Source organism: Pengzhenrongella sicca, assembly GCF_017569225.1.
Classification (GTDB): domain Bacteria; phylum Actinomycetota; class Actinomycetes; order Actinomycetales; family Cellulomonadaceae; genus Pengzhenrongella; species Pengzhenrongella sicca.
Genome location: NZ_CP071868.1, coordinates 3,951,033 through 3,970,042, shown reverse-complemented (window position 1 = coordinate 3,970,042; position 19,010 = coordinate 3,951,033). Strand labels below are relative to the sequence as shown.

Below are 19,010 nucleotides of genomic sequence, written 5' to 3'. Positions count from 1 at the left end.
CCGGGGAGGCGGCTCGGTCAGCGGGCGCGGCCGCGCGGGCGCGCGGCCTGGTCGCCGGACCGGCCTGCCGGCGGGGGGCGCTGCGCGGCGAGGTAGGCCGCTGTCTGAAGGTAGGCGCGCCGCGCGGACGGCGACGCCGCCCACTCCGGGTCGTCGGGCCGCGTGGGCCGGTCGCGCCACGCCAGGACCTCGATGCGGCTGCACGGCTGCTCGGGCCGCGGGTCGAGCGGATGTGCAGTGTTGGCGAGCAGCACCACGAGCGGCAGCTCGACCCGGAGCACGACGCTCGCCCCCGGACCCGCCGAGCCGAGGAACCGGGGCCGGCCGGCGTCGTCGACCTCGACGCCCTGGAAGAACGCCACCCCGGGCGCGAGGTCACGCGGGCCGAGGTCGTGCTTGGCCGCCGCGAAGCCGAGCAGCTCCGGCCCGGCGGGTTCCGCGCCGGCGCGCGGGCGGCGCGAGCTCGATCCGAAGAGCGGGTCGTGCCGGCCCGAGGTGTCCCGGACGATCGTCGCGAGCGCGCGACCGCGGTCAGAGATCAGGAGGCAGCCTGCGGTGAGCGTCTCCTGGTCCTGGACGCGGACGGTCTCGGCGACGTTGAGCCGTTCCGCCGGCACGTCGGCGTGATACGCGAGCAGGTGGGCGCACGCGTCTCCCTCGAGGTCGGTGATCCGCAGCGTCGTGCCCCGGGCGACCTCGAAGTGCGTGTACCCGTTCCCGCGGACGGTCTCGGCCCACACGAGCCGGTCGGCGTCCAGGCCCTGCGGGGGCTCGGGCCACGCGATCGTCGGTGCCGCCGAGACGGCCGGCGCGATGGCGGGTGTGGTCATCTGCTCGCCCCTTTGCTGAACCGGGAGACTCGCCACCGGTCAGCCCAGTGTTGCCCGCGGACGTTCCGCCCCGGTCACCGTCGTGTGACGACGGTGTTACGCGTCGGGGCGCCCGCGCGGCCGCCGCCGGGGCGGACTAGGTTGTCGCGGTGCCACGTTCCGAGCTGACCGTTCGATCCGCCCTTCCTGCCGACGTCCATGCGATTCGCGACCTGGTCGCGCCCTACGCGACCGAGCGGATCCTGCTCGCGAAGGAGATGGTCGGCTACTACGAGGCGGTGCAGGAGTTCTTGGTCGCGGACGCCGGCCCGGCCGGCGGCGTCGTCGGGTGCGGCGCGCTGCACGTGCTCTGGCAGGACCTCGCGGAGATCCGCACGCTCGCCGTCGCGCCCGGCTGGCGCTCGCGGCAGGTCGGCCATCGGCTGCTCGAGGACCTCATGGCGCGCGCTCGCGGGCTCGGGCTCACGCGGCTGTTCTGCCTCACCTTCGAGGTCGAGTTCTTCACCGCTCACGGCTTCCGTGCGATCGAGGGCACGCCCGTCTCGCCCGAGGTCTACGCCGAGCTGCTGCGCTCGCACGACGACGGGGTCGCGGAGTTCCTCGATCTCGCCCGCGTGAAGCCGAACACGCTCGGCAACACCCGGATGCTCATCGAGCTGGGCTGACCGGCAGGCGGTACCCGCTCGGCCCCGCAGCGCCGCGGAGCTCCTCGACCAGCCCGTCCGCGACCAGCCCGGCGAGGCTGCGGCGGAGCTGGTCGCGCTCCGGCCAGACCGCGTCGATCCCGGTGGGCGGGACCGGCCGGGCCGCGTCGCGCAGCAGCGCCATGATGCGCCCGCGCGCCTGCCGGTCCGTGCCCGTCCATGCCTGGGTCCGCCGCCGGGCCGCGTGCGCGTCGGGCGGGTACCCGGCCGCGCGCCACGCGCACCGGGCCGCGATCGGGCAGGCGTCGCAGCGGGGCGACCGCGCGGTGCAGACCAGCGCGCCGAGCTCCATCGAGGCGGCGGCCCAGGCCGCGGCCTCGCGCTCGCCGGCGGGGACGGCGGCGGCGGCGCGCCGGACCTCGGCCGCCGTCTGGCTCGGCGCGGGCAGGGCGACGCCCCCGAGTGCCCGGGCCAGCACCCGGCGCACGTTCGTGTCGAGCACGACGGATCGCCCGCCGTGCGCGAAGGCCACGACGGCCGCGGCGGTGTAGGCGCCGACGCCGGGCAGCTCGAGCAGCGCGGACTCCGCACGCGGGACGGCGCCGCCGTGGCGGTCGACGACCGCCCGCGCGCACTCCTGCAGGCGCAGCGCCCGGCGGGGGTAGCCGAGCCGATCCCACGCGCGCAGCACGTCGGCGGTGCTCGCGGCGGCGAGGTCGGAGGGCGCGGGCCAGCGCGCCATCCAGGCGGTCCACACGGGCAGGACCCGCACCACGGGGGTCTGCTGCAGCATCACCTCGCTGACCAGGACCCCCCAGGCGGTCCGGTCGGGCGCCCGCCACGGCAGGTCGCGCGCGTTCGCGGCGAACCAGGTCAGGACCTCCGCGCGCAGCGGGGCGATCTCGGCCGGCGCGCCCGGCGGCGGCGTGCTGGCAGGGGGCATGGGCGCGATTGTTCCGCACGGGGGCCGGCCGCGGCGACATGCCCCGGCAATCCCCCAGCGCGGGTACCCGGCGTGCCTGCGCCCCCGCGCGGCTTCGGCCGCCGTAGCGTGGTGCCGACGTCCCAGGTTCGGCGTCCCGTCGCGACGAAGGGCTCGGCATGAGCACAGTTCTGCACCCGGTCGGGCCCAACCCGCCCCGGGTCTACTGGGTCCGGCGGCTCGTCGTCGTGATCGCGGCAGCGCTCGTCGTGGCCGCGCTCGGCATCGGCGTCTGGGCGCTCGCGCTGCGCGACGGCGGAGACGACGCGAGCTCGCCCGACGCGGCCGCCGACGCCGCCGCGAGCGCCGCCGCGGACGAGGACCCGGCCGGCGGGGCGCCGGTCGACTGCGCGCCGGCGAACCTCCAGCTCACCGTGGTGCCCAACGCGGTCCAGTACGCCGCGGACGCTGCGCCGACGCTCACGGTGACCGTCACCAACGTCGGGGCCGAGCCGTGCACCGTGGACGCGGGCGACGCCTCGCGCGAGGTGATCATCAGCTCAGGCACCGATCGCATCTGGTCGAGCAAGGACTGCGCGAGCGCCGAGACGGCCTCCCGCCAGCTCCTGCTCGCCGCCGGCGCGAGCGACCCCGTCGACATCGCCTGGACGAGGTCCCGTTCAGCCGAGGGCTGCCCGGCCGACCTGCCCGCCCCGCGCGCCGGCACCTACCAAGTCGCGGCGACCCTGCTCGGGGCGAGCGCGGCGCCCGCGGTCTTCGCGCTCGAGTAGCGCAGCGCGGCTCGGTGGAGCCGCGCTCGTTCGGGCTAGACGTACCGCTCGAGGATGCTCGACTCGGCGAGCCGCGACAGCCCCTCGCGGACGGCGCGGGCACGCTGCTCGCCGACACCGTCGACCATCATGAGGTCCTCGATGCCCGCAGCGAGCAGCTTCTGCAGGCTGCCGAAGTGCGAGATCACCCGGTCCACGATCGCCGGGGGCAGCCGCGGCACCATCGAGAGCAGCCGGTAGCCGCGCGGGCCGACGGCCGCGTCGAGCGCGTCGCCGCCGCCGGGCAGGCCGAGCACGCGCGCGATGTGGCCGTGATCGAGCAGCTCGGTCGAGTCGAGGTCGGCGAGGGCCGCCTGGACCTCGAGCGCGCCCTGGTCCTTGCGCGTCGTCTCGACGTAGTCGCGGATCACGAGCTCGCGGTCCTGGCCGATCCCGCCGATCAGCTCGTCGAGCTGGAGCGCGAGCAGGCGGCCGTCCGTGCCGAGCTCGATCACGTAGCCGGCGATCTCCTCGGAGATGCGGCGGACCATCTCGAGCCGCTGCACGACGGCGGAGACGTCCCGCACCGTGACCAGGTCCTCGATCTCGAGCGCGGACAGGGTCCCGCTGACCTCGTCGAGCCGTGACTTGTAGCGCTCGAGGGTGGCAAGCGCCTGGTTGGCCCGCGAGAGGATCGTGTCGGCGTCCTCGAGCACGTACCGGAACCCGCCGACGTAGAGCGCGACGATGCGCATCGACTGGCTGACGGAGATGACCGGGTAGCCCGTCTGCTTCGCGACGCGCTCCGCCGTGCGGTGCCGGGTGCCGGACTCGGTCGTCTCGATGGTCGGGTCGGGCAGCAGCTGGACGGCGGCCCGCAGGACGCGCGTCGCGTCCTTGTCGAGGACGATCGCGCCGTCCATCTTCGCGAGCTCGCGCAGGCGGGTGGCCGAGAACTCGACATCGAGCACGAAGCCGCCCGAGCAGATGGACTCGACCGTGCGGTCGAAGCCGAGCACGATGAGGGCACCCGTCCGGCCGCGCAGGATCCGGTCGAGACCCTCGCGGAGCTGACCGCCGGGCGCGACCGCGGCCAGCGTGGCCCGCAGCAGGTCGTCGGGCAGAAGGTGGGAGGTTGCCACGCGCAGATCCTATCGGCGTTGGAAGGTTCAGACCGAGCGGACACGGGCGGTGAGGCTGACGAGTGTGGCCTCGGCGAGATCCGCGACCCCGTGCAGCGTCATGCCGGCCGGGCCCTGGCCAGGCTCGACGGACCCGCGCGGGACGACGGCGTGGGTGAAGCCGAGGCGGGCGGCCTCGGACAGCCGCTGCGCTAGGCCGACGACGGGGCGGATCTCGCCCGCGAGGCCGACCTCGCCGAGCGCGACGAGCCCCACCAGCAGCGGCACGTCCTGGCGTGCGCTGACGGTGGCGAGCGCGAGCGCGAGATCCGTCGCCGGCTCGACGGCGCGGGCGCCGCCGACCGTCGCGACGTAGACGTCTTGATCAACCAGGCCGACGCCGACGCGCCGCTGCAGGACCGCGAGCACCATCGCGAGCCGGCTCGAGTCCACCCCGCTCGTGGTGCGGCGGGGGTTGCTGAGCACGCTCGGGGCGACGAGCGCCTGCACCTCGGTGGCGAGCGGCCGCCGACCCTCGAGGGTGACCGTCACGCACGTGCCCGGCACGTGGTTGAGGGCGTGCGAGACGAACAGCCCGCTCGGATCGGCCAGCCCGATGATGCCGGTCTCGGACAGGTCGAAGCAGCCGACCTCGTCGGTCGGTCCGTACCGGTTCTTGGTTGCCCGCAGCAGCCGCAGCCGCGAGTGCCGGTCGCCCTCGAACTGGCACACGACGTCGACGAGGTGCTCGAGCGTGCGCGGCCCGGCGATCGACCCGTCCTTGGTCACGTGCCCGACGAGCACCGTGGGGATGTCCCGACCCTTCGCGACTGCGATCAGCGCGGCCGCCACCTCGCGCACCTGGCTGACGCCGCCGGGGGCGCCGTCCACCTGCGCCGACGCGACCGTCTGCACGGAGTCGACGACGAGGAGGTCTGGCTGCACCTGGTCGACGTGCCCGAGCACGGTCGCGAGGTCGGTCTCGGCCGCGAGCAGGAGGTTCGGGTCGAGCGCCCGGATCCGCTCGGCGCGCAGGCGGACCTGGCCGGCCGACTCCTCGCCGGTGATGTAGAGCACGCGCCGACCACCGCGCGCGGCGCGCGCGGCGACGTCGAGCAGCAGCGTCGACTTGCCCACGCCCGGCTCTCCCGCGAGCAGCACGACCGCGCCGGGGACCAGTCCGCCGCCGAGCACCCGGTCGAGCTCGTCGACACCCGTGGGCCGTGCGCGCGCGGCCTCCACGTCGATCTCCCCGATCGGGCGCGCCGGCGTGCGGCTCGGGGCCTGGGCGACGGTGCGGGGCGCGGCGCCGCCGGGCCCCGCGTCCTCGGCGACCGTTCCCCACGCCTGGCACTCGCCGCACCGGCCGACCCACTTCGCGGCCGTCCACCCGCATTCGGCGCAGCGATAGGCGGGACGGGCGGGTCGGTCGGAGCGCCGCGAGCTCGCGGGCCGGGAAGCGGGGGATGCCATGCCGCGAACGCTAGCTGGCGCCACCCACGGGGCCGGTTGCGGCCTCGGCGCTGCCGGGCTGGGCGCAGCCGGCCAGCCGGGTGGCCGGGTGCACCGTGAGCGGCAGGAGGTGGCGGGCGCCGAGCAGCTCGGCCGATCGTCGCGCGAGCTCGGCGTACGCGGCCGCGCCGACCAGCTCGCGCAGCTCGGCGGCGAGGGACAGGTAGACGGGCTGCGGTCCGACGTGGGCGGCCGGGCTGGCCGTGCAGTACCAGTCCAGGTCGTGGCCGCCCGGCCCCCAGCCGCGCCGGTCGTACTCCGCGACCTGCACCTGCTGGTAGCTCGAGCCGTCCGGGCGCTCGAGGGTGGCGTAGGTGCGCCGCAGCGGGAGCTGCCAGCACACGTCGGGCTTGGTGCGCAGCGGCTCGACCCCGGCGGCGGCGGCGAGGTGGTGCAGCGCGCAGCCCGACCCGCCCGGGAAGTCCGGGTCGTTGAGGAAGACGCAGGCGCCGTCGACGACGCGCGTCGTGCGCTCGCCGTCGGCGTCCGTGCGGGCCCAGGCGGCGTGCTCGGCGCCCGCGCCCGGCGCGGGGGAGTCGGCGCCGGGATGGCGCTGCCACGAGCGCTCCGTCAGGTCGGCGACGTACTCGCCGACGCGCGCCTCGTCGTCGGTGTCCGTGAAGTGCGCACCCAGCGTGCAGCAGCCGTCGTCGGGGCGGTCCGCGTAGATGCCGGCGCACCCGCGCCCGAAGATGCAGGTCCACGACGAGGTGAGCCACGTGAGGTCGACCCGGAAGACCCGGTCGGGGCCGGCGGGCTCCTGCGCGGGGTCCCAGTCGGGATCGGGGAACTCGGCCCACGTGCGCGGCGCGTCGAGCGAGGTCTCAGCGGGCCAATCGGACATCCCCGCATCGTACGGCGCGGCCGGGGCCGCCGTCCGGCGCGCGGGCGCGGGCGTGGCGCCCGGGTGGGCGTCGGTGGCGGCCCGCCGACTGCGTAGGCTTCGCCTCATTCGCCGCGGCCGCCGGCGGCAAGCGGGGAGGCACACATGACCGACAACACGCCAGGTACTGGCGCGGGCGGGCCGCGTCACGGGTGGCCGTTCGACCGCGTGACCGACCCGACCGCGGTCCCCGCGGCCAGGCCCGCCGCGAGTATGCCGCCCGCCGACGCCGCGGCGCCGCCGGTCGATCCCGGCGAGCCGGAAGCTCCTGCCGAGCCGGAAGCTCCCGCCGAGCCGGAAGCTCCCGCCGAGTCGGCGGATCCTGCGGATCCCGCGACACCGACCGAGCCGGCCGAGCCGGCCTCCCGGCGCCGGACCCTGGTCATCGCCTCGATCGTGGCCGCGATCGTCGTGATCGCCGGCGTCGCGGCCGCGCTCAGCGGCGCGTTCGCCGGCGCACCTGCGGACGCGGAGCCGGCCCCGACCGTCACGCTGGCGTCCCCGACCCCGACCCTCGAGCCCGTCGTGCGGCAGCCGGTGTCGACGTTCGTCGACGCCCTGCCCGCGACCGTGCTGCAGTTCGCCCTGACCGGCGTCGCCGAGCACGCGCCCTTCGTCGCGGCGGGCGCGCTCGAGGGCGACCAGCTGGCCTACTCCGATGGCGGCGGGGTCGCCGTCACGGTGGACGCCGGCCAGTTCGAGACGCCGGAGGCCGCCGCCGCGGCCGCCGCAGCGCTGCTCGCGGCGACGCCGGGAGCGGCCACGCCCACCGGCTCCGGATCGGTCGACGCCGTCGGCGCGCCGGTCGGCGCGTGGACGCAGACCGCGGCCGGCGACGGGACGGGCTCCGTCATCTGGACGAACGGCACGGCGCTGTTCCAGGTCGCAGGGCCCGACGATGTCGTCGCGGACTTCTATCTCGCCTTTCCCTGGTGATTCGGCTCGCCGGTGGCCCAGCCGATACGGTGAGCACGTACCCGGCGAGAGGCAGGTCATGAGCGAGGACGCCCCGCGCACGACGCACCCTGCGCTGACGATCCTCGGCGGCGGGGTGATGGGCGAGGCGCTGCTGGCCGGCGTGCTCGCCTCGGGCTGGGCCGTCGACGACGTCGCGGTCACCGAGCCGTTCGCCGTCCGCGCGAACGAGCTCTCGTCGCGCTACGGCGTGCGCGCCGCCGACGGCAACGCGAAGGCTTCCCGGCGCGCCGACGTCGTCGTCATCGCGGTCAAGCCCAAGGACGTCGGCGCGGTGCTGGCGGAGATCTCCGGCGCCCTGCGCCCGGGCACCCTCGTGGTCAGCATCGCCGCCGGGCTGCCGTGCGCGTTCTACGAGCAGCGGCTGCCGGCGGGCACCCCGGTCGTGCGCGTGATGCCGAACACCCCCGCGGTGATCGGCCAGGGCGCGAGCGCGATCAGCCCCGGGACGCATGCGGACGAGGGGCACCTCGCGCTCACGGAACGGATCCTGGCGACGTCCGGCCTCGTCGTCCGCGCGGACGAGAAGGACCTCGACGCCGTGACCGCGATCTCGGGCTCCGGACCCGCCTACGTCTTCTACGTCGTCGACGCGATGGCCGAGGCGGGGGTGCTGCTCGGACTCACCCGGGCGCGCGCCCGCGAGCTCGCGGTGCAGACCGTGCTCGGCTCCGCGGCGCTGCTCGCCGAGACCGGCGAGCACCCGGTGATCCTGCGCGAGCGCGTGTCGTCGCCCGGGGGGACGACGGTCGCGGCCGTGCGCGAGCTGGACGCCCACGGCGTGCGCGCCGCGTTCCTGGCCGCCGCCGAAGCCGCGCGGGACCGCTCGCGTCAGCTCGCCGCCGAAGCGGCCGCACCGCAGCACGGCTAGTCGGCAGCCGGTGAGCACGATGACCGAGCCCGGCGGGCGGCCCCGACTGCCGGCGATGAGCGACGTCGCTCGGATCGCCGGGGTCTCGCACCAGACGGTCTCGCGCGTGCTGAACGACCACCCGAGCGTGCGTCCCCAGACGCGCGAGCGGGTGCTCGAGGCGATCGCCGAGCTGGGCTACCGCCGCAACAGCGCGGCGCGCGCCCTGGTGACCCGGCGGACGGGCACGATCGGGATCATCTGCATCGGGCTGCCGTACTTCGGGCCGACGTCGACCCTGATCGCGGTCGAGGAGGCGGCGCGCCACGCGGGGTACTTCGTGAGCGTCGCGACGCTGGCGGAGATCGACGCCGCGCACGTCAGCCGCGCGGTCGAGCACTTCCTCTCTCAGGCGGTCGAGGGCATCATCGTCATCGCGCCGCAGGACGACGTGCGCGACGCGCTCGTGCCGTTCGCGGCGCAGGTCCCGCTCGTGATGATCGCGGCCGAGCCGAGCCCGGGCTTCGCGTACCAGACCATGAGCGTCGACCAGGAGCTCGGGGCGCGCCTGGCGACGCGGCACCTGCTCGACCTCGGCCATCGCGACATCGTGCACCTCGCCGGCCCGCTGGGCTGGGTCGACGCCCGGGCCCGCGTCGCGGGCTGGCACGCCGAGCTCGCTGCGGCGGGCATCGACTCGGGCGACCCGATCGCCGGGGACTGGAGCCCGGATCGGGGCTACGAGGTCGGCCGCCAGCTGGCGCGCGAGGGCGTGCCCGACGCCGTCTTCGCCACGAACGACCAGGTCGCGCTCGGCCTGCTCCGGGCGTTCGCCGAGGGCGGCGTCGCGGTGCCGCGGGACGTCTCGGTCGTCGGGTTCGACGACATGCTCGAGTCGGCGCACTTCCTGCCGCCGCTGACCACGATCCGGCAGGGGTTCGAGGAGCTGGGCGGGCGGTGCATCACGATGCTGATCGCGGCGATCGGCGGCGCCGAGCTGGACCCGACCCCGATCCCGCCGCGGCTGATCGTCCGCGCCAGTACCGGCCCCGCTCGCTGACCCTCGGGCTCAGGCCCCGTGGGCGGTCGCCGCGACGGCTGCCCGTTCGATCTCGAGGCCAGCGACGTAACGGTCGAGGTAGGTCGCGAAGCCCGCGAGGTCTGCGGCGTCCGGCTCGACGACAGTGACGTCCGAGCCCGCGAACACGCGGGTGCGCAGGTAGGTGCCGAGGTCGAGGTCAGCGGCGGCGCCGAGGTAGGCCGCGAGCAGTGCCATGCCCCAGGGGCCGCCCTCGCTCGCGGAGGTCGCGACGGCGACTGGTGCCCGCACGGCGGCAGCCAAGAGCGGCTGGGCCACACCAGCGGTGCGGAACATGCCGCCGTGGGCGAACAGCGTGTCCAGCTCGACGCCCTCGGCCTCGAGGACGCGCATGCCCAGGCTCAGGGTCGCGAACGCGCCGTAGACCTGCGTGCGCATGAAGTTGGCGAGCGTGAACCGGCTGTCCGGGGTGCGCACGACGAGCGGGCGACCCTCCGGGAGACCCGTGATCGGCTCGCCCGACAGGTAGTTGTAGGCGAGCAGGCCGCCCCCGTCGGCCTCTCCGGCCAAGGCCTCGCGCAGGAGGGCGCCGAAGACGGCGTCCGGCTCCCCCCCGTGCCCGAGCGCGACGGCGAACTGCCCGAAGATCTCGGCCCACGCGCCCAGCTCGCTCGCGCCGTTGTTGCAGTGCACCATCGCGACGAGGTCGCCGGCCGGCGTCGTGACCAGATCGAGCTCGTGGTGCACCCGGGCGAGCGGTCGCTCGAGCACGACCATCGCGAAGATGGACGTGCCGACGCTGACGTTGCCGGTCCGTGGCGTGACGGCGTTCGTCGCGACCATGCCGGTGCCCGCATCGCCCTCGGGTGGGCAGAGCGGAACTCCTGCCCGCAGCGTCCCGGACGGGTCGAGCAGCGCGGCGCCCTCCGGTGTCAGCTGTCCGGCCTGCTGCCCAGCGACCAGCACCTCAGGAAGCAGGTCCGCCAGGTGCAGGTCCGGGCGACGCTCAGCCACCAGCTCGTTGAACTGGGTCAGCATGGACCGGTCGTAGCCGCGGGTCGCCGAGTCGATCGGGAACATGCCGGACGCGTCGCCGACCCCGAGCACGTGGCGCCCGGTCAGCCGCCCGTGGACGTATCCGGCGAGCGTGGTCAAGGACCGCAGCGCGTCGAGGTGCGGCTCGTCGTCGAGGACCGCCTGGTAGAGGTGGGCGATCGACCAGCGCAGCGGGATGTTGTGCCCGAACAGCTCCGACAGCTCGGCCGCGGCCCGCTCCGTCGTGGTGTTCCGCCACGTCCGGAACGGGACGAGCAGCTCGCCGTCGCCGTCGAGGGCCAGGTAGCCGTGCATCATCGCCGACACGCCCAGAGCGCCGAACGTGGTCGGGCTCACCCCGTACCGGCGCTCGGTGTCGGCGCGCAGCGAGGCGAAGCACTCCTGCAGACCGGTCCAGACATCGTCGAGCGAGTAGGTCCACATCCGATCGACGAACTTGTTCTCCCAGTCGTGGCTGCCGCTGGCCAACGGCGCACCGTCGAGGTCGACAAGGCTTGCCTTGATCCGGGTGGACCCGAGCTCGATGCCCAGGGCCGTTCGACCCTCGGCGATGGCGGCACGCGCGAGGGTGACCCGCTGGGGATCGGCGGCAGTCGGGACTACTGACATTGTGCTCTCCTGCGGATTCGGCCCCCTAGCGGGGCGTGCGTGCAGACCTCGCCGCAGCCGACGGCGACGTCGCTCTTCTCGGTGCTGTGCTCGGTGTTCATCGTGGCGCTGCAGGGTCATTCGCGACCGTGCACGAGAAGTTTGACATACCCGTTGTGAGCGCTAACACTTGGGGTGGCCGACGGCGCCCGCCGGCGTGCCACGGCCGCTGTCGCGGCACCTCACCGGGAGCAATCATGATGGCGCAGTCGTCGGCCTCGAACCCTGGAACTGTTCTCGTCCCGCCGCGGGCCGTGCGTCGCACCGCCGCACCGCGGTCGACGCGGCACGGCTCGGAGGCGAGCTCGTGACGGCGGCTCAGCCGGCCGGCATCGGCTCCCTGTCGGCGCCGATCGGGCTGGCCGGCTTCTCCGCGCAGGTCCAGGCGGACGTCGCGGCGACGCGCGCGACCGTCGCGGTACTGCACGCCGAGCTCCCGCGGTACGAGCTCGTCGTGTGGACCGCGGGCAACGTCTCGCAGCGGGTGCCCGGCGCGGACCTGTTCGTGATCAAGCCGTCGGGGGTGTCCTACGACGACCTGACCCCCGAGTCGATGGTGGTCTGCGACCTCGACGGCACGCTCGTCGACGGCTCGCGCGGCCCGTCGTCGGACACGGCGGCGCACGCCTACGTGTACCGGCACCTGCCGCACGTCGGCGGCGTCGTCCACACGCACTCGACCTACGCGACGGCCTGGGCCGCGCGCGGCGAGGAGGTGCCGTGCGTGCTGACGATGATGGCCGACGAGTTCGGCGGCCCGATCCCGATCGGCCCGTTCGCGCTGATCGGGGACGACTCGATCGGCCGCGGCATCGTCGAGACGCTCGGCACCAGCCGCTCGCCCGCCGTCCTGATGCGCAACCACGGGCCGTTCACCGTCGGGGCCGACGCCCGCGCCGCCGTGAAGGCGGCCGTGATGGTCGAGGAGGTCGCCCGGACGGTGCACATCTCACGCCAGCTCGGCGAGCCCGTCCCGATCCCGCAGGCCGACATCGACTCGCTCTACCACCGCTACCAGAACGTCTACGGCCAGGTCACCGGCCGCGAAGGAGTCTCATGAGCAAGGCATACTCGGGCCGCGAGGTCTGGTTCCTCACCGGCAGCCAGGACCTCTACGGCGAGGACACGCTGCGCCAGGTCGCGGAGCAGTCCCAGGCGATCGCGCGCGCACTCGACGACGCCGGCCAGGTCCCGGTCAAGATCGTCTGGAAGCCCGTGCTGAAGAGCTCGGACGCGATCCGCCGGATGGCCCTGGCGGCCAACGCCGACGACGCCTGCATCGGCGTGATCGCGTGGATGCACACGTTCTCGCCCGCCAAGATGTGGATCGCCGGGCTCGACACGCTGCGCACGCCGCTGCTGCACCTGCACACCCAGGCGAACGTCGAGCTGCCGTGGTCCAGCATCGACATGGACTTCATGAACCTCAACCAGGCGGCGCACGGCGACCGCGAGTTCGGGTACATCCAGACCCGCCTCGGCGTCGCGCGCAAGACGGTCGTCGGGCACGTGTCCAACCCGGCCGTCGCCGCGAAGATCGGCACGTGGGTTCGCGCCGCCGCCGGCTGGTCCGCGACGCACGAGCTCACGCTCGCCCGGTTCGGCGACAACATGCGCAACGTCGCGGTCACCGAGGGCGACAAGACCGAGGCCGAGCTGCGGTTCGGCGTCTCCGTCAACACCTGGGGCGTGAACGACCTCGTCGAGGCCGTCGATGCCGCGAGCGACGCCGACGTCAGCGCGCTCACAGACGAGTACGAGGATCTCTACGACGTCGCGCCCGAGCTGCGCGCTGGCGGCGACCGGCACGACTCGCTGCGCTACGGCGCGCGGATCGAGCTCGGCCTGCGCACGTTCCTCACCGGGCTCGGCGCGACCGCGTTCACCACGAACTTCGAGGACCTCGGCGGGCTGCGCCAGCTGCCGGGCCTTGCCGTGCAGCGACTGATGGCCGACGGCTTCGGCTTCGGCGCGGAGGGGGACTGGAAGACCGCGATCCTCGTGCGCGCGGCCAAGGTCATGGGCGCCGGCCTGCCCGGCGGTGCGTCGCTGATGGAGGACTACACCTACAACCTCGTCCCCGGCGAGGAGCTGATCCTGGGCGCCCACATGCTCGAGGTCTGCCCGTCGCTCACGACGTCGCGCCCGAGCCTCGAGGTCCACCCGCTCGGCATCGGCGGCCGGGAGGACCCGGTCCGCCTGGTCTTCGACACGGACGCCGGCCCGGGCGTCGTCGTCGCGATGTCGGACATGCGCGAACGGTTCCGGCTCGTTGCGAACGTCGTGGAGGTCGTGCCGCCGCTGGAGGCCCTGCCGAAGCTGCCGGTCGCGCGCGCCGTGTGGAAGCCCGCACCGGACCTGGCCACGTCAGCCGAGGCCTGGTTGACTGCTGGTGCCGCGCACCACACGGTGCTCAGCACCCAGGTCGGGGTCGACGTCTTCGCTGACTTCGCCGACATCTCGCGCAACGAGCTCCTGGTGATCGACGCGGCGACGACGTCGCGCGAGTTCGCCCGGGAGATCCGGTGGAACCAGGCGTACTACCGGCTCGCGCAGGGCTTCTGACCCGGGCCCGGTTGGCGCCGCCACAGGTCACGCAGTCACCCGAATGCTTACGAAGTACCCGGCGGGATTTGTCCGCCGGGTAGTTCGTCGACGTGGCGTCGCCGCAGGTCAGAGTACCTTTTGGCCTGGGTCCTACGGGTTCGCAGGTAGTCGTTATGCTTTCGCAATCAAAAGTGACGGATCGTGGCTTGACGTGCAAACGAAAGGTGTCGAAAGTAGGGGGGTGCTCAACGAAGAGGCGGTGTCGCTCCCCGCAACGGTCCGCCGCGAGCGGATGCTGCAGATGATTACGGAGCGCGAGTTCATGCGGGTCGCGGACCTGTCCGAGGAGTTCGGCATCTCGGACGTCACGGTTCGCGGCGACCTCGACGCCCTCGATCACTCGCAGTCCGTGCGCCGGGTTCGGGGCGGCGCGATGGCCCGCACGCAGGTCGTCCGCGCCGAGCCGTCGTTCGAGGAGTCGATGACGGCCTCGGCGGTCGAGAAGCAGCGGATCGGCGAGCGGGCCGCGGCCCTGGTCTCGCCGGGGATGAGCGTGATCATCGACGTCGGCACCACGACGACGGCGATCGCGCGGGCGCTCGCCGCCCGCACGGACCTGCAGCAGGTGTCGGTCATCACGAACGGGCTCAACATCGCCCTCGAGCTCGAGCCGGCTATGCCGGGGGTGACCGTCCTCGTCACCGGTGGGACGCTGCGCCGCCTGCAGCACTCGCTCGTCGATCCGATGGCCTCGCAGCTGCTCGAGCGGATGCACGTCGACCTGGCGTTCATCGGCTGCAACGGCATCGACGTCGCGCACGGGGTGACGAACATCAACCTGCCGGAGGCCGAGGTCAAGCGCCGGATGATCGCGTCGGCGGTCCGCACCGTCGTGGTCGCCGCCGGCACGAAGATCGGCCAGGCCCACCTGATCCGCGTGGCGGACCTCGCCGACGTGCAGACCGTGATCACCGGGAGCTCCGCGATGGCGGGTGCGGTGGCCGAGCTGCGGCGCGCCGGCGCGGACGTCATCCAGGTGGAGTAGCACGGCACAACCACACACTTCCTGTCCGGCCGAGCGCGGCCGGGCAGGGTATCCCGGGCTGGTCTACCGACCGGATCGGACAGGAAGACGCATCTCAAGGAGGAAGAATGCGCACGAAGAAGTTTGCTGCACTCGCAGCTGGCATGACCCTCACCTTCGCCCTGGCTGCCTGCGGCGGCGGCGGCGCGGGTGACACGAGCGACGACGCTTCGGACGGCGCTGCGGCCGAGGGTGGCCTCATCGGTGTTGCCATGCCGACCCAGACGTCCGAGCGGTGGATCGCCGATGGCGCAGCCGTCGAGAAGGGCCTCACGGACGCCGGCTACGAGGTCGACGTGCAGTTCGCGGGCGACGACGTCCCGACGCAGTCCCAGCAGATCGACTCCATGATCACCAAGGGTGTCGATCTCCTGATCATCGCGTCGATCGACGGCACGGCCCTGAGCAGCCAGCTCCAGGCCGCCGCTGACGCGAACATCCCCGTCATCGCGTACGACCGGCTCATCCGCGACAGCGAGAACGTCGACTTCTACGTGACGTTCGACAACTACAACGTCGGTGTCCAGCAGGCGACGTCGCTGCTCGTCGGGCTCGGCTTCCTCGAGGCGGACGGCACGACGCCGGGCGCCGCGGCACCGACCGCCCCGGTCAACGTCGAGCTGTTCGCCGGTTCGCTCGACGACAACAACGCGCACTTCTTCTTCCAGGGCGCGATGGACACGCTCCAGCCCTACCTCGACGAGGGCACGATCGTCGTCAAGTCCGGTCAGGTCGAGATCGAGCAGGTCGCGACGCTGCGCTGGCTGCAGGAGACCGCGCAGACCCGCATGGACACCCTGCTGACGTCCTCGTACAACGACGGCTCGGTGCTCGCTGGTGTGCTCTCGCCGTATGACGGCATCTCGCGCGGGATCATCACGTCGCTCCAGGGCACCGGTGGGTACGCGCCCGACGCGATGCCGATCGTCACTGGCCAGGACGCCGAGATCGCGTCGGTCAAGCTGATCGCCGATGGCGTGCAGTTCTCGACGATCTTCAAGGACACGCGCAAGCTCGCCGAGCAGGCCATCGTCGCGGCAGAGTCGTTCCTCGCGGGCGAAGAGGCCGAGGCGAACGACACCGAGAGCTACGACAACGGGGTCAAGGTCGTCCCGTCGTTCCTGCTCGACTCGGACATCGTCTACGCCGACAACATCACGTCGTTGCTGGTCGACTCCGGGTACTGGACCGCCGAAGAGGTTGCGAGCGGCCAGGCTTCCTGACCAGGTAGCAACCACATGGCAGTACGCACGACGCAGTAACAGGCACGTAGCCGTTCGACCCGGCGGGAGGTCACTCCCGCCGGGTCGTCCCGGCGCCAGAGCATTCGTGGCCCAGTACGACGAGGAGGGTTGGCCGCATGAGCAACAACATCTTGGAGATGCGCTCCATCACAAAGACGTTTCCCGGCGTCAAGGCGCTGCAGGACGTCTCGCTAGACGTCGCCCGGGGAGAGATTCACGCCATCTGCGGGGAGAACGGAGCGGGCAAGTCGACGCTGATGAAGGTGCTCTCCGGGGTGTACCCGCACGGCACCTACGACGGCGAGATCGTGTTCGAGGGCGAGGTCGCCAAGTTCCACTCGATCAACGACAGCGAACACCTCGGCATCGTCATCATCCACCAGGAGCTCGCGCTCGTACCGTTCCTGTCCGTTGCCGAGAACATCTTCCTCGGCAACGAGCAGCGGTCCAAGAGCGGGCTGATCGACTGGAACGCGACGAACGCGGAGGCAGCCAAGCTGCTCGCGCGGGTCGGTCTGGCCGAGAACCCCACCACGATCGTGAGCCAGCTCGGGGTGGGCAAGCAGCAGCTCATCGAGATCGCGAAGGCGCTGTCGAAGCGTGTCAAGCTGCTCATCCTCGACGAGCCGACCGCGGCGCTCAACGACACCGACTCGGCGCACCTGCTCGACCTGCTGCGGCACCTGCAGGGTCAGGGCATCACCTCGATCATGATCTCGCACAAGCTGAACGAGATCGAGGCGATCGCGGACTCGACCACGATCATCCGTGACGGCAAGACCATCGAGACGCTCAACATGAAAGCCGATGCGGTCACGCAGAACCGGATCATCAAGGGCATGGTCGGGCGGGACCTGGAGAACCGGTTCCCCGACCGCACGCCGGAGATCGGCGAGGAGGTGTTCCGCGTCGAGGACTGGAGCGTGCACCACCCGACGCAGGCCGACCGGATGGTCGTCAAGGGCGCGAGCTTTGCCGTCAATGCGGGCGAGGTCATCGGGATCGCCGGGCTCATGGGGGCAGGACGGACCGAGCTCGCGATGAGCGTGTTCGGGCGCAGCTACGGGCGGGACATCAGCGGCCGAATCTACAAGCGCGGCAAGGAGATCAAGGTCCGGACGGTGAGCGAGGCGATCGATCATGGCCTCGCCTACGCCACGGAGGACCGCAAGCGGTACGGGCTGAACCTCATCGAGGACATCAAGCGGAACGTCTCCGCGGCATCGCTCGGGAAGCTGTCGCGGCGCGGCTGGGTCAACGGCAACGAGGAGCTCAAGGTCGCCGAGGAGTACCGGCTCAGCCTCAACATCAAGGCGCCGACGGTGTCCTCGGTGGTGGGGAAGCTCTCGGGTGGCAACCAGCAGAAGGTCGTGCTGTCCAAGTGGATCTACACCGACGCCGACGTGCTGATCCTGGACGAGCCGACGCGTGGCATCGACGTCGGTGCGAAGTACGAGATCTACACGATCATCAACCGCCTCGTGGCGGCCGGTAAGTCCGTCATCGTGATCTCGTCGGAGCTGCCCGAGCTGTTGGGCATCTGCGACCGGATCTACACCCTCGCGTTCGGTCGCATCACCGGGGTGGTCGACGTCGCGGATGCGACGCAGGAGCGGTTGATGGAACTCATGACCAAGGTAAAGGACTAGGCGCAATGACTGGAATAGCGAGCCTGCGGGATCTTTTCACCCGCAACCTGAGGCAGAGCGGGATCTACATCGCATTCGTGGCGATCATTGCCCTCTTCGCGATCCTCACCGACGGGGTGCTGCTGAGCCCCGGCAACATCTCGAACATCGTCCTGCAGTATTCCTACATCCTCATCCTGGCGATCGGGATGGTGATCGTGATCATCGCCGGTCACATCGACCTCTCGGTCGGTTCGGTGGTGGCCCTGACGGGCGCGGTGTCCGCCACGGTCGTTATCACCCAGGGCAACCCGTGGTGGACGGGCATGATCGCCGCCGTCGTCGTCGGGCTCTTCGTCGGCTGCTGGCAGGGCTTCTGGGTCGCGTTCGTCGGGATCCCCGCGTTCATCGTCACCCTGGCGGGCATGCTCCTGTTCCGCGGGCTAACGCTCCTCGTGCTCGGCAACATCTCGCTGTCGCCGTTCCCGGCCGAGTACCAGAAGGTCGCGAGCGGCTTCGTCAACGGATGGTTCGGCGGATTCGGGGTGGACAACTTCACGCTCGTCGTGTTCGGGGTCGCCGTCGCCGGGTACGCCGTCAGCGCTTTCCGCAGCAGGCAGGCGCGCATCGCGTACCAGCAGGACGTCGAGGCGCTCCCGCTGTTCATCACCAAGATCGTCGCTATCGCCGCCGTCGTGATGGCTTTCGCCTACCAACTCGCCAGCAGCCGTGGGCTGCCGATCGTGCTGATCATCCTCGCCGTGCTCATCAGCGTGTACGGCGTCGTCACGAAGCGGTCCGTCTTCGGTCGCCACGTGTACGCGATCGGCGGGAATCTCAGCGCCGCGCAGCTGTCGGGCGTCAAGGTCAAGTGGGTCAACTTCTTCATCTTTGTGAACATCGGCTTCTTGTCCTCGATCGCGGGCATCGTGTACTCCTCGCGCTCCAACGGCGCGCAGCCGGCGGCCGGGAACATGTTCGAGCTCGACGCGATCGCGGCCTGCTTCATCGGTGGCGCGGCCGTCACCGGCGGCGTCGGCACCGTAGTCGGCGCGATGGTCGGTGGCCTGATCATGGCGACCATGAGCAACGGCATGCAGATCCTCGGTATCGACCAGTCCGTCCAGCAGGTCGTCAAGGGCCTCGTCCTGCTGCTCGCCGTCGCCTTCGACGTCTACAACAAGAAGCGCGCGGGCGCCCGCTGAGCACGACTCGCACCGCACGGCACCACCGGCCCTGAGCGAATCAGGGCAGGCC

The 19,010-nt window shown here is 72.3% G+C and carries 17 protein-coding genes; 11 read left to right on the top strand and 6 right to left on the bottom strand.

Features of this window, described 5'->3' with window-relative positions; all coding sequences use genetic code 11:
* Positions 1-17: 17 nt before the first annotated feature.
* Complete coding sequence (locus J4E96_RS18210) at positions 18-830, bottom strand: urea amidolyase associated protein UAAP1 (RefSeq protein WP_227423441.1); 813 nt, start codon at positions 828-830, stop codon at positions 18-20.
* Between the two features lie 149 nt (positions 831-979).
* Between J4E96_RS18210 and J4E96_RS18205 the strand changes: the two genes are divergently transcribed.
* Positions 980-1,495, top strand: a complete 516-nt coding sequence (locus J4E96_RS18205) for an amino-acid N-acetyltransferase (RefSeq protein ID WP_227423440.1) — start codon at positions 980-982, stop codon at positions 1,493-1,495.
* Here the strand turns inward: J4E96_RS18205 and J4E96_RS18200 are convergent.
* A complete protein-coding gene (locus J4E96_RS18200; RefSeq protein ID WP_227423439.1) occupies positions 1,479-2,417 on the bottom strand; it encodes an HhH-GPD family protein in 939 nt (312 codons plus the stop codon). The two genes, J4E96_RS18205 and J4E96_RS18200, sit on opposite strands and share 17 nt — an antisense overlap.
* Before the next feature lie 158 nt (positions 2,418-2,575).
* On the opposite strand from J4E96_RS18200, the gene J4E96_RS18195 reads away from it, so the two are divergent.
* Positions 2,576-3,187, top strand: coding sequence for a hypothetical protein (locus J4E96_RS18195; RefSeq protein ID WP_227423438.1), 612 nt, complete (start codon positions 2,576-2,578; stop codon positions 3,185-3,187).
* 35 nt (positions 3,188-3,222) lie between these two features.
* Here the strand turns inward: J4E96_RS18195 and disA are convergent, their stop codons facing one another.
* Genes disA through J4E96_RS18180 form a run of 3 tightly spaced genes read right to left on the bottom strand, consistent with a single transcriptional unit; the run spans position 3,223 to position 6,643 of the window.
* Positions 3,223-4,308, bottom strand: coding sequence for a DNA integrity scanning diadenylate cyclase DisA (gene disA / locus J4E96_RS18190; RefSeq protein ID WP_227423437.1), 1,086 nt, complete (start codon positions 4,306-4,308; stop codon positions 3,223-3,225).
* 27 nt (positions 4,309-4,335) lie between these two features.
* A complete protein-coding gene (gene radA / locus J4E96_RS18185; RefSeq protein ID WP_227423436.1) occupies positions 4,336-5,760 on the bottom strand; it encodes a DNA repair protein RadA in 1,425 nt (474 codons plus the stop codon).
* Between the two features lie 10 nt (positions 5,761-5,770).
* Positions 5,771-6,643 (bottom strand): hypothetical protein, encoded by an 873-nt coding sequence (locus J4E96_RS18180; RefSeq protein WP_227423435.1) that lies wholly within the window; start codon positions 6,641-6,643, stop codon positions 5,771-5,773.
* Between the two features lie 144 nt (positions 6,644-6,787).
* Here J4E96_RS18180 and J4E96_RS18175 point away from each other — a divergent pair, with 144 nt between their 5' ends.
* The 3 genes from J4E96_RS18175 to J4E96_RS18165 are packed head-to-tail and all read left to right on the top strand — an operon-like array spanning position 6,788 to position 9,567.
* Positions 6,788-7,618, top strand: a complete 831-nt coding sequence (locus J4E96_RS18175; RefSeq protein ID WP_227423434.1) for a hypothetical protein — start codon at positions 6,788-6,790, stop codon at positions 7,616-7,618.
* A 58-nt stretch (positions 7,619-7,676) separates the two neighbouring features.
* Positions 7,677-8,528 (top strand): pyrroline-5-carboxylate reductase, encoded by an 852-nt coding sequence (proC, locus tag J4E96_RS18170; RefSeq protein WP_227423433.1) that lies wholly within the window; start codon positions 7,677-7,679, stop codon positions 8,526-8,528.
* Positions 8,529-8,547: 19 nt separating this feature from the next.
* Complete coding sequence (locus tag J4E96_RS18165) at positions 8,548-9,567, top strand: LacI family DNA-binding transcriptional regulator (protein WP_227425829.1); 1,020 nt, start codon at positions 8,548-8,550, stop codon at positions 9,565-9,567.
* Positions 9,568-9,576: 9 nt separating this feature from the next.
* Here J4E96_RS18165 and J4E96_RS18160 read toward each other — a convergent pair whose 3' ends face one another.
* Positions 9,577-11,211, bottom strand: coding sequence for a xylulokinase (locus J4E96_RS18160; protein WP_227423432.1), 1,635 nt, complete (start codon positions 11,209-11,211; stop codon positions 9,577-9,579).
* A gap of 391 nt (positions 11,212-11,602) precedes the next feature.
* Here J4E96_RS18160 and J4E96_RS18155 point away from each other — a divergent pair, with 391 nt between their 5' ends.
* The 6 genes from J4E96_RS18155 (at position 11,603) to mmsB (ending at position 18,958) form a co-directional block, all read left to right on the top strand.
* Complete coding sequence (locus J4E96_RS18155; protein ID WP_227425828.1) at positions 11,603-12,310, top strand: L-ribulose-5-phosphate 4-epimerase; 708 nt, start codon at positions 11,603-11,605, stop codon at positions 12,308-12,310.
* On the top strand, positions 12,307-13,815 hold the full coding sequence (gene araA / locus J4E96_RS18150; RefSeq protein ID WP_227423431.1) for an L-arabinose isomerase: 1,509 nt from the start codon (positions 12,307-12,309) through the stop codon (positions 13,813-13,815). Before J4E96_RS18155 ends, araA begins: the two co-directional genes overlap by 4 nt.
* Positions 13,816-14,038: 223 nt before the next feature.
* Positions 14,039-14,842 carry a DeoR/GlpR family DNA-binding transcription regulator gene (locus J4E96_RS18145; RefSeq protein ID WP_227423430.1) on the top strand — a complete coding sequence of 268 codons (804 nt, stop codon included), beginning with the start codon at positions 14,039-14,041 and terminating at the stop codon, positions 14,840-14,842.
* 107 nt (positions 14,843-14,949) lie between these two features.
* A complete protein-coding gene (gene chvE, locus J4E96_RS18140) occupies positions 14,950-16,104 on the top strand; it encodes a multiple monosaccharide ABC transporter substrate-binding protein (RefSeq protein ID WP_227423429.1) in 1,155 nt (384 codons plus the stop codon).
* 137 nt (positions 16,105-16,241) lie between these two features.
* Entirely contained in the window at positions 16,242-17,774 is a 1,533-nt protein-coding gene (gene mmsA / locus J4E96_RS18135; RefSeq protein WP_227423428.1) for a multiple monosaccharide ABC transporter ATP-binding protein, read from the top strand.
* A 5-nt stretch (positions 17,775-17,779) separates the two neighbouring features.
* Complete coding sequence (gene mmsB / locus J4E96_RS18130; RefSeq protein WP_227423427.1) at positions 17,780-18,958, top strand: multiple monosaccharide ABC transporter permease; 1,179 nt, start codon at positions 17,780-17,782, stop codon at positions 18,956-18,958.
* The last annotated feature ends 52 nt before the right edge of the window (positions 18,959-19,010 follow it).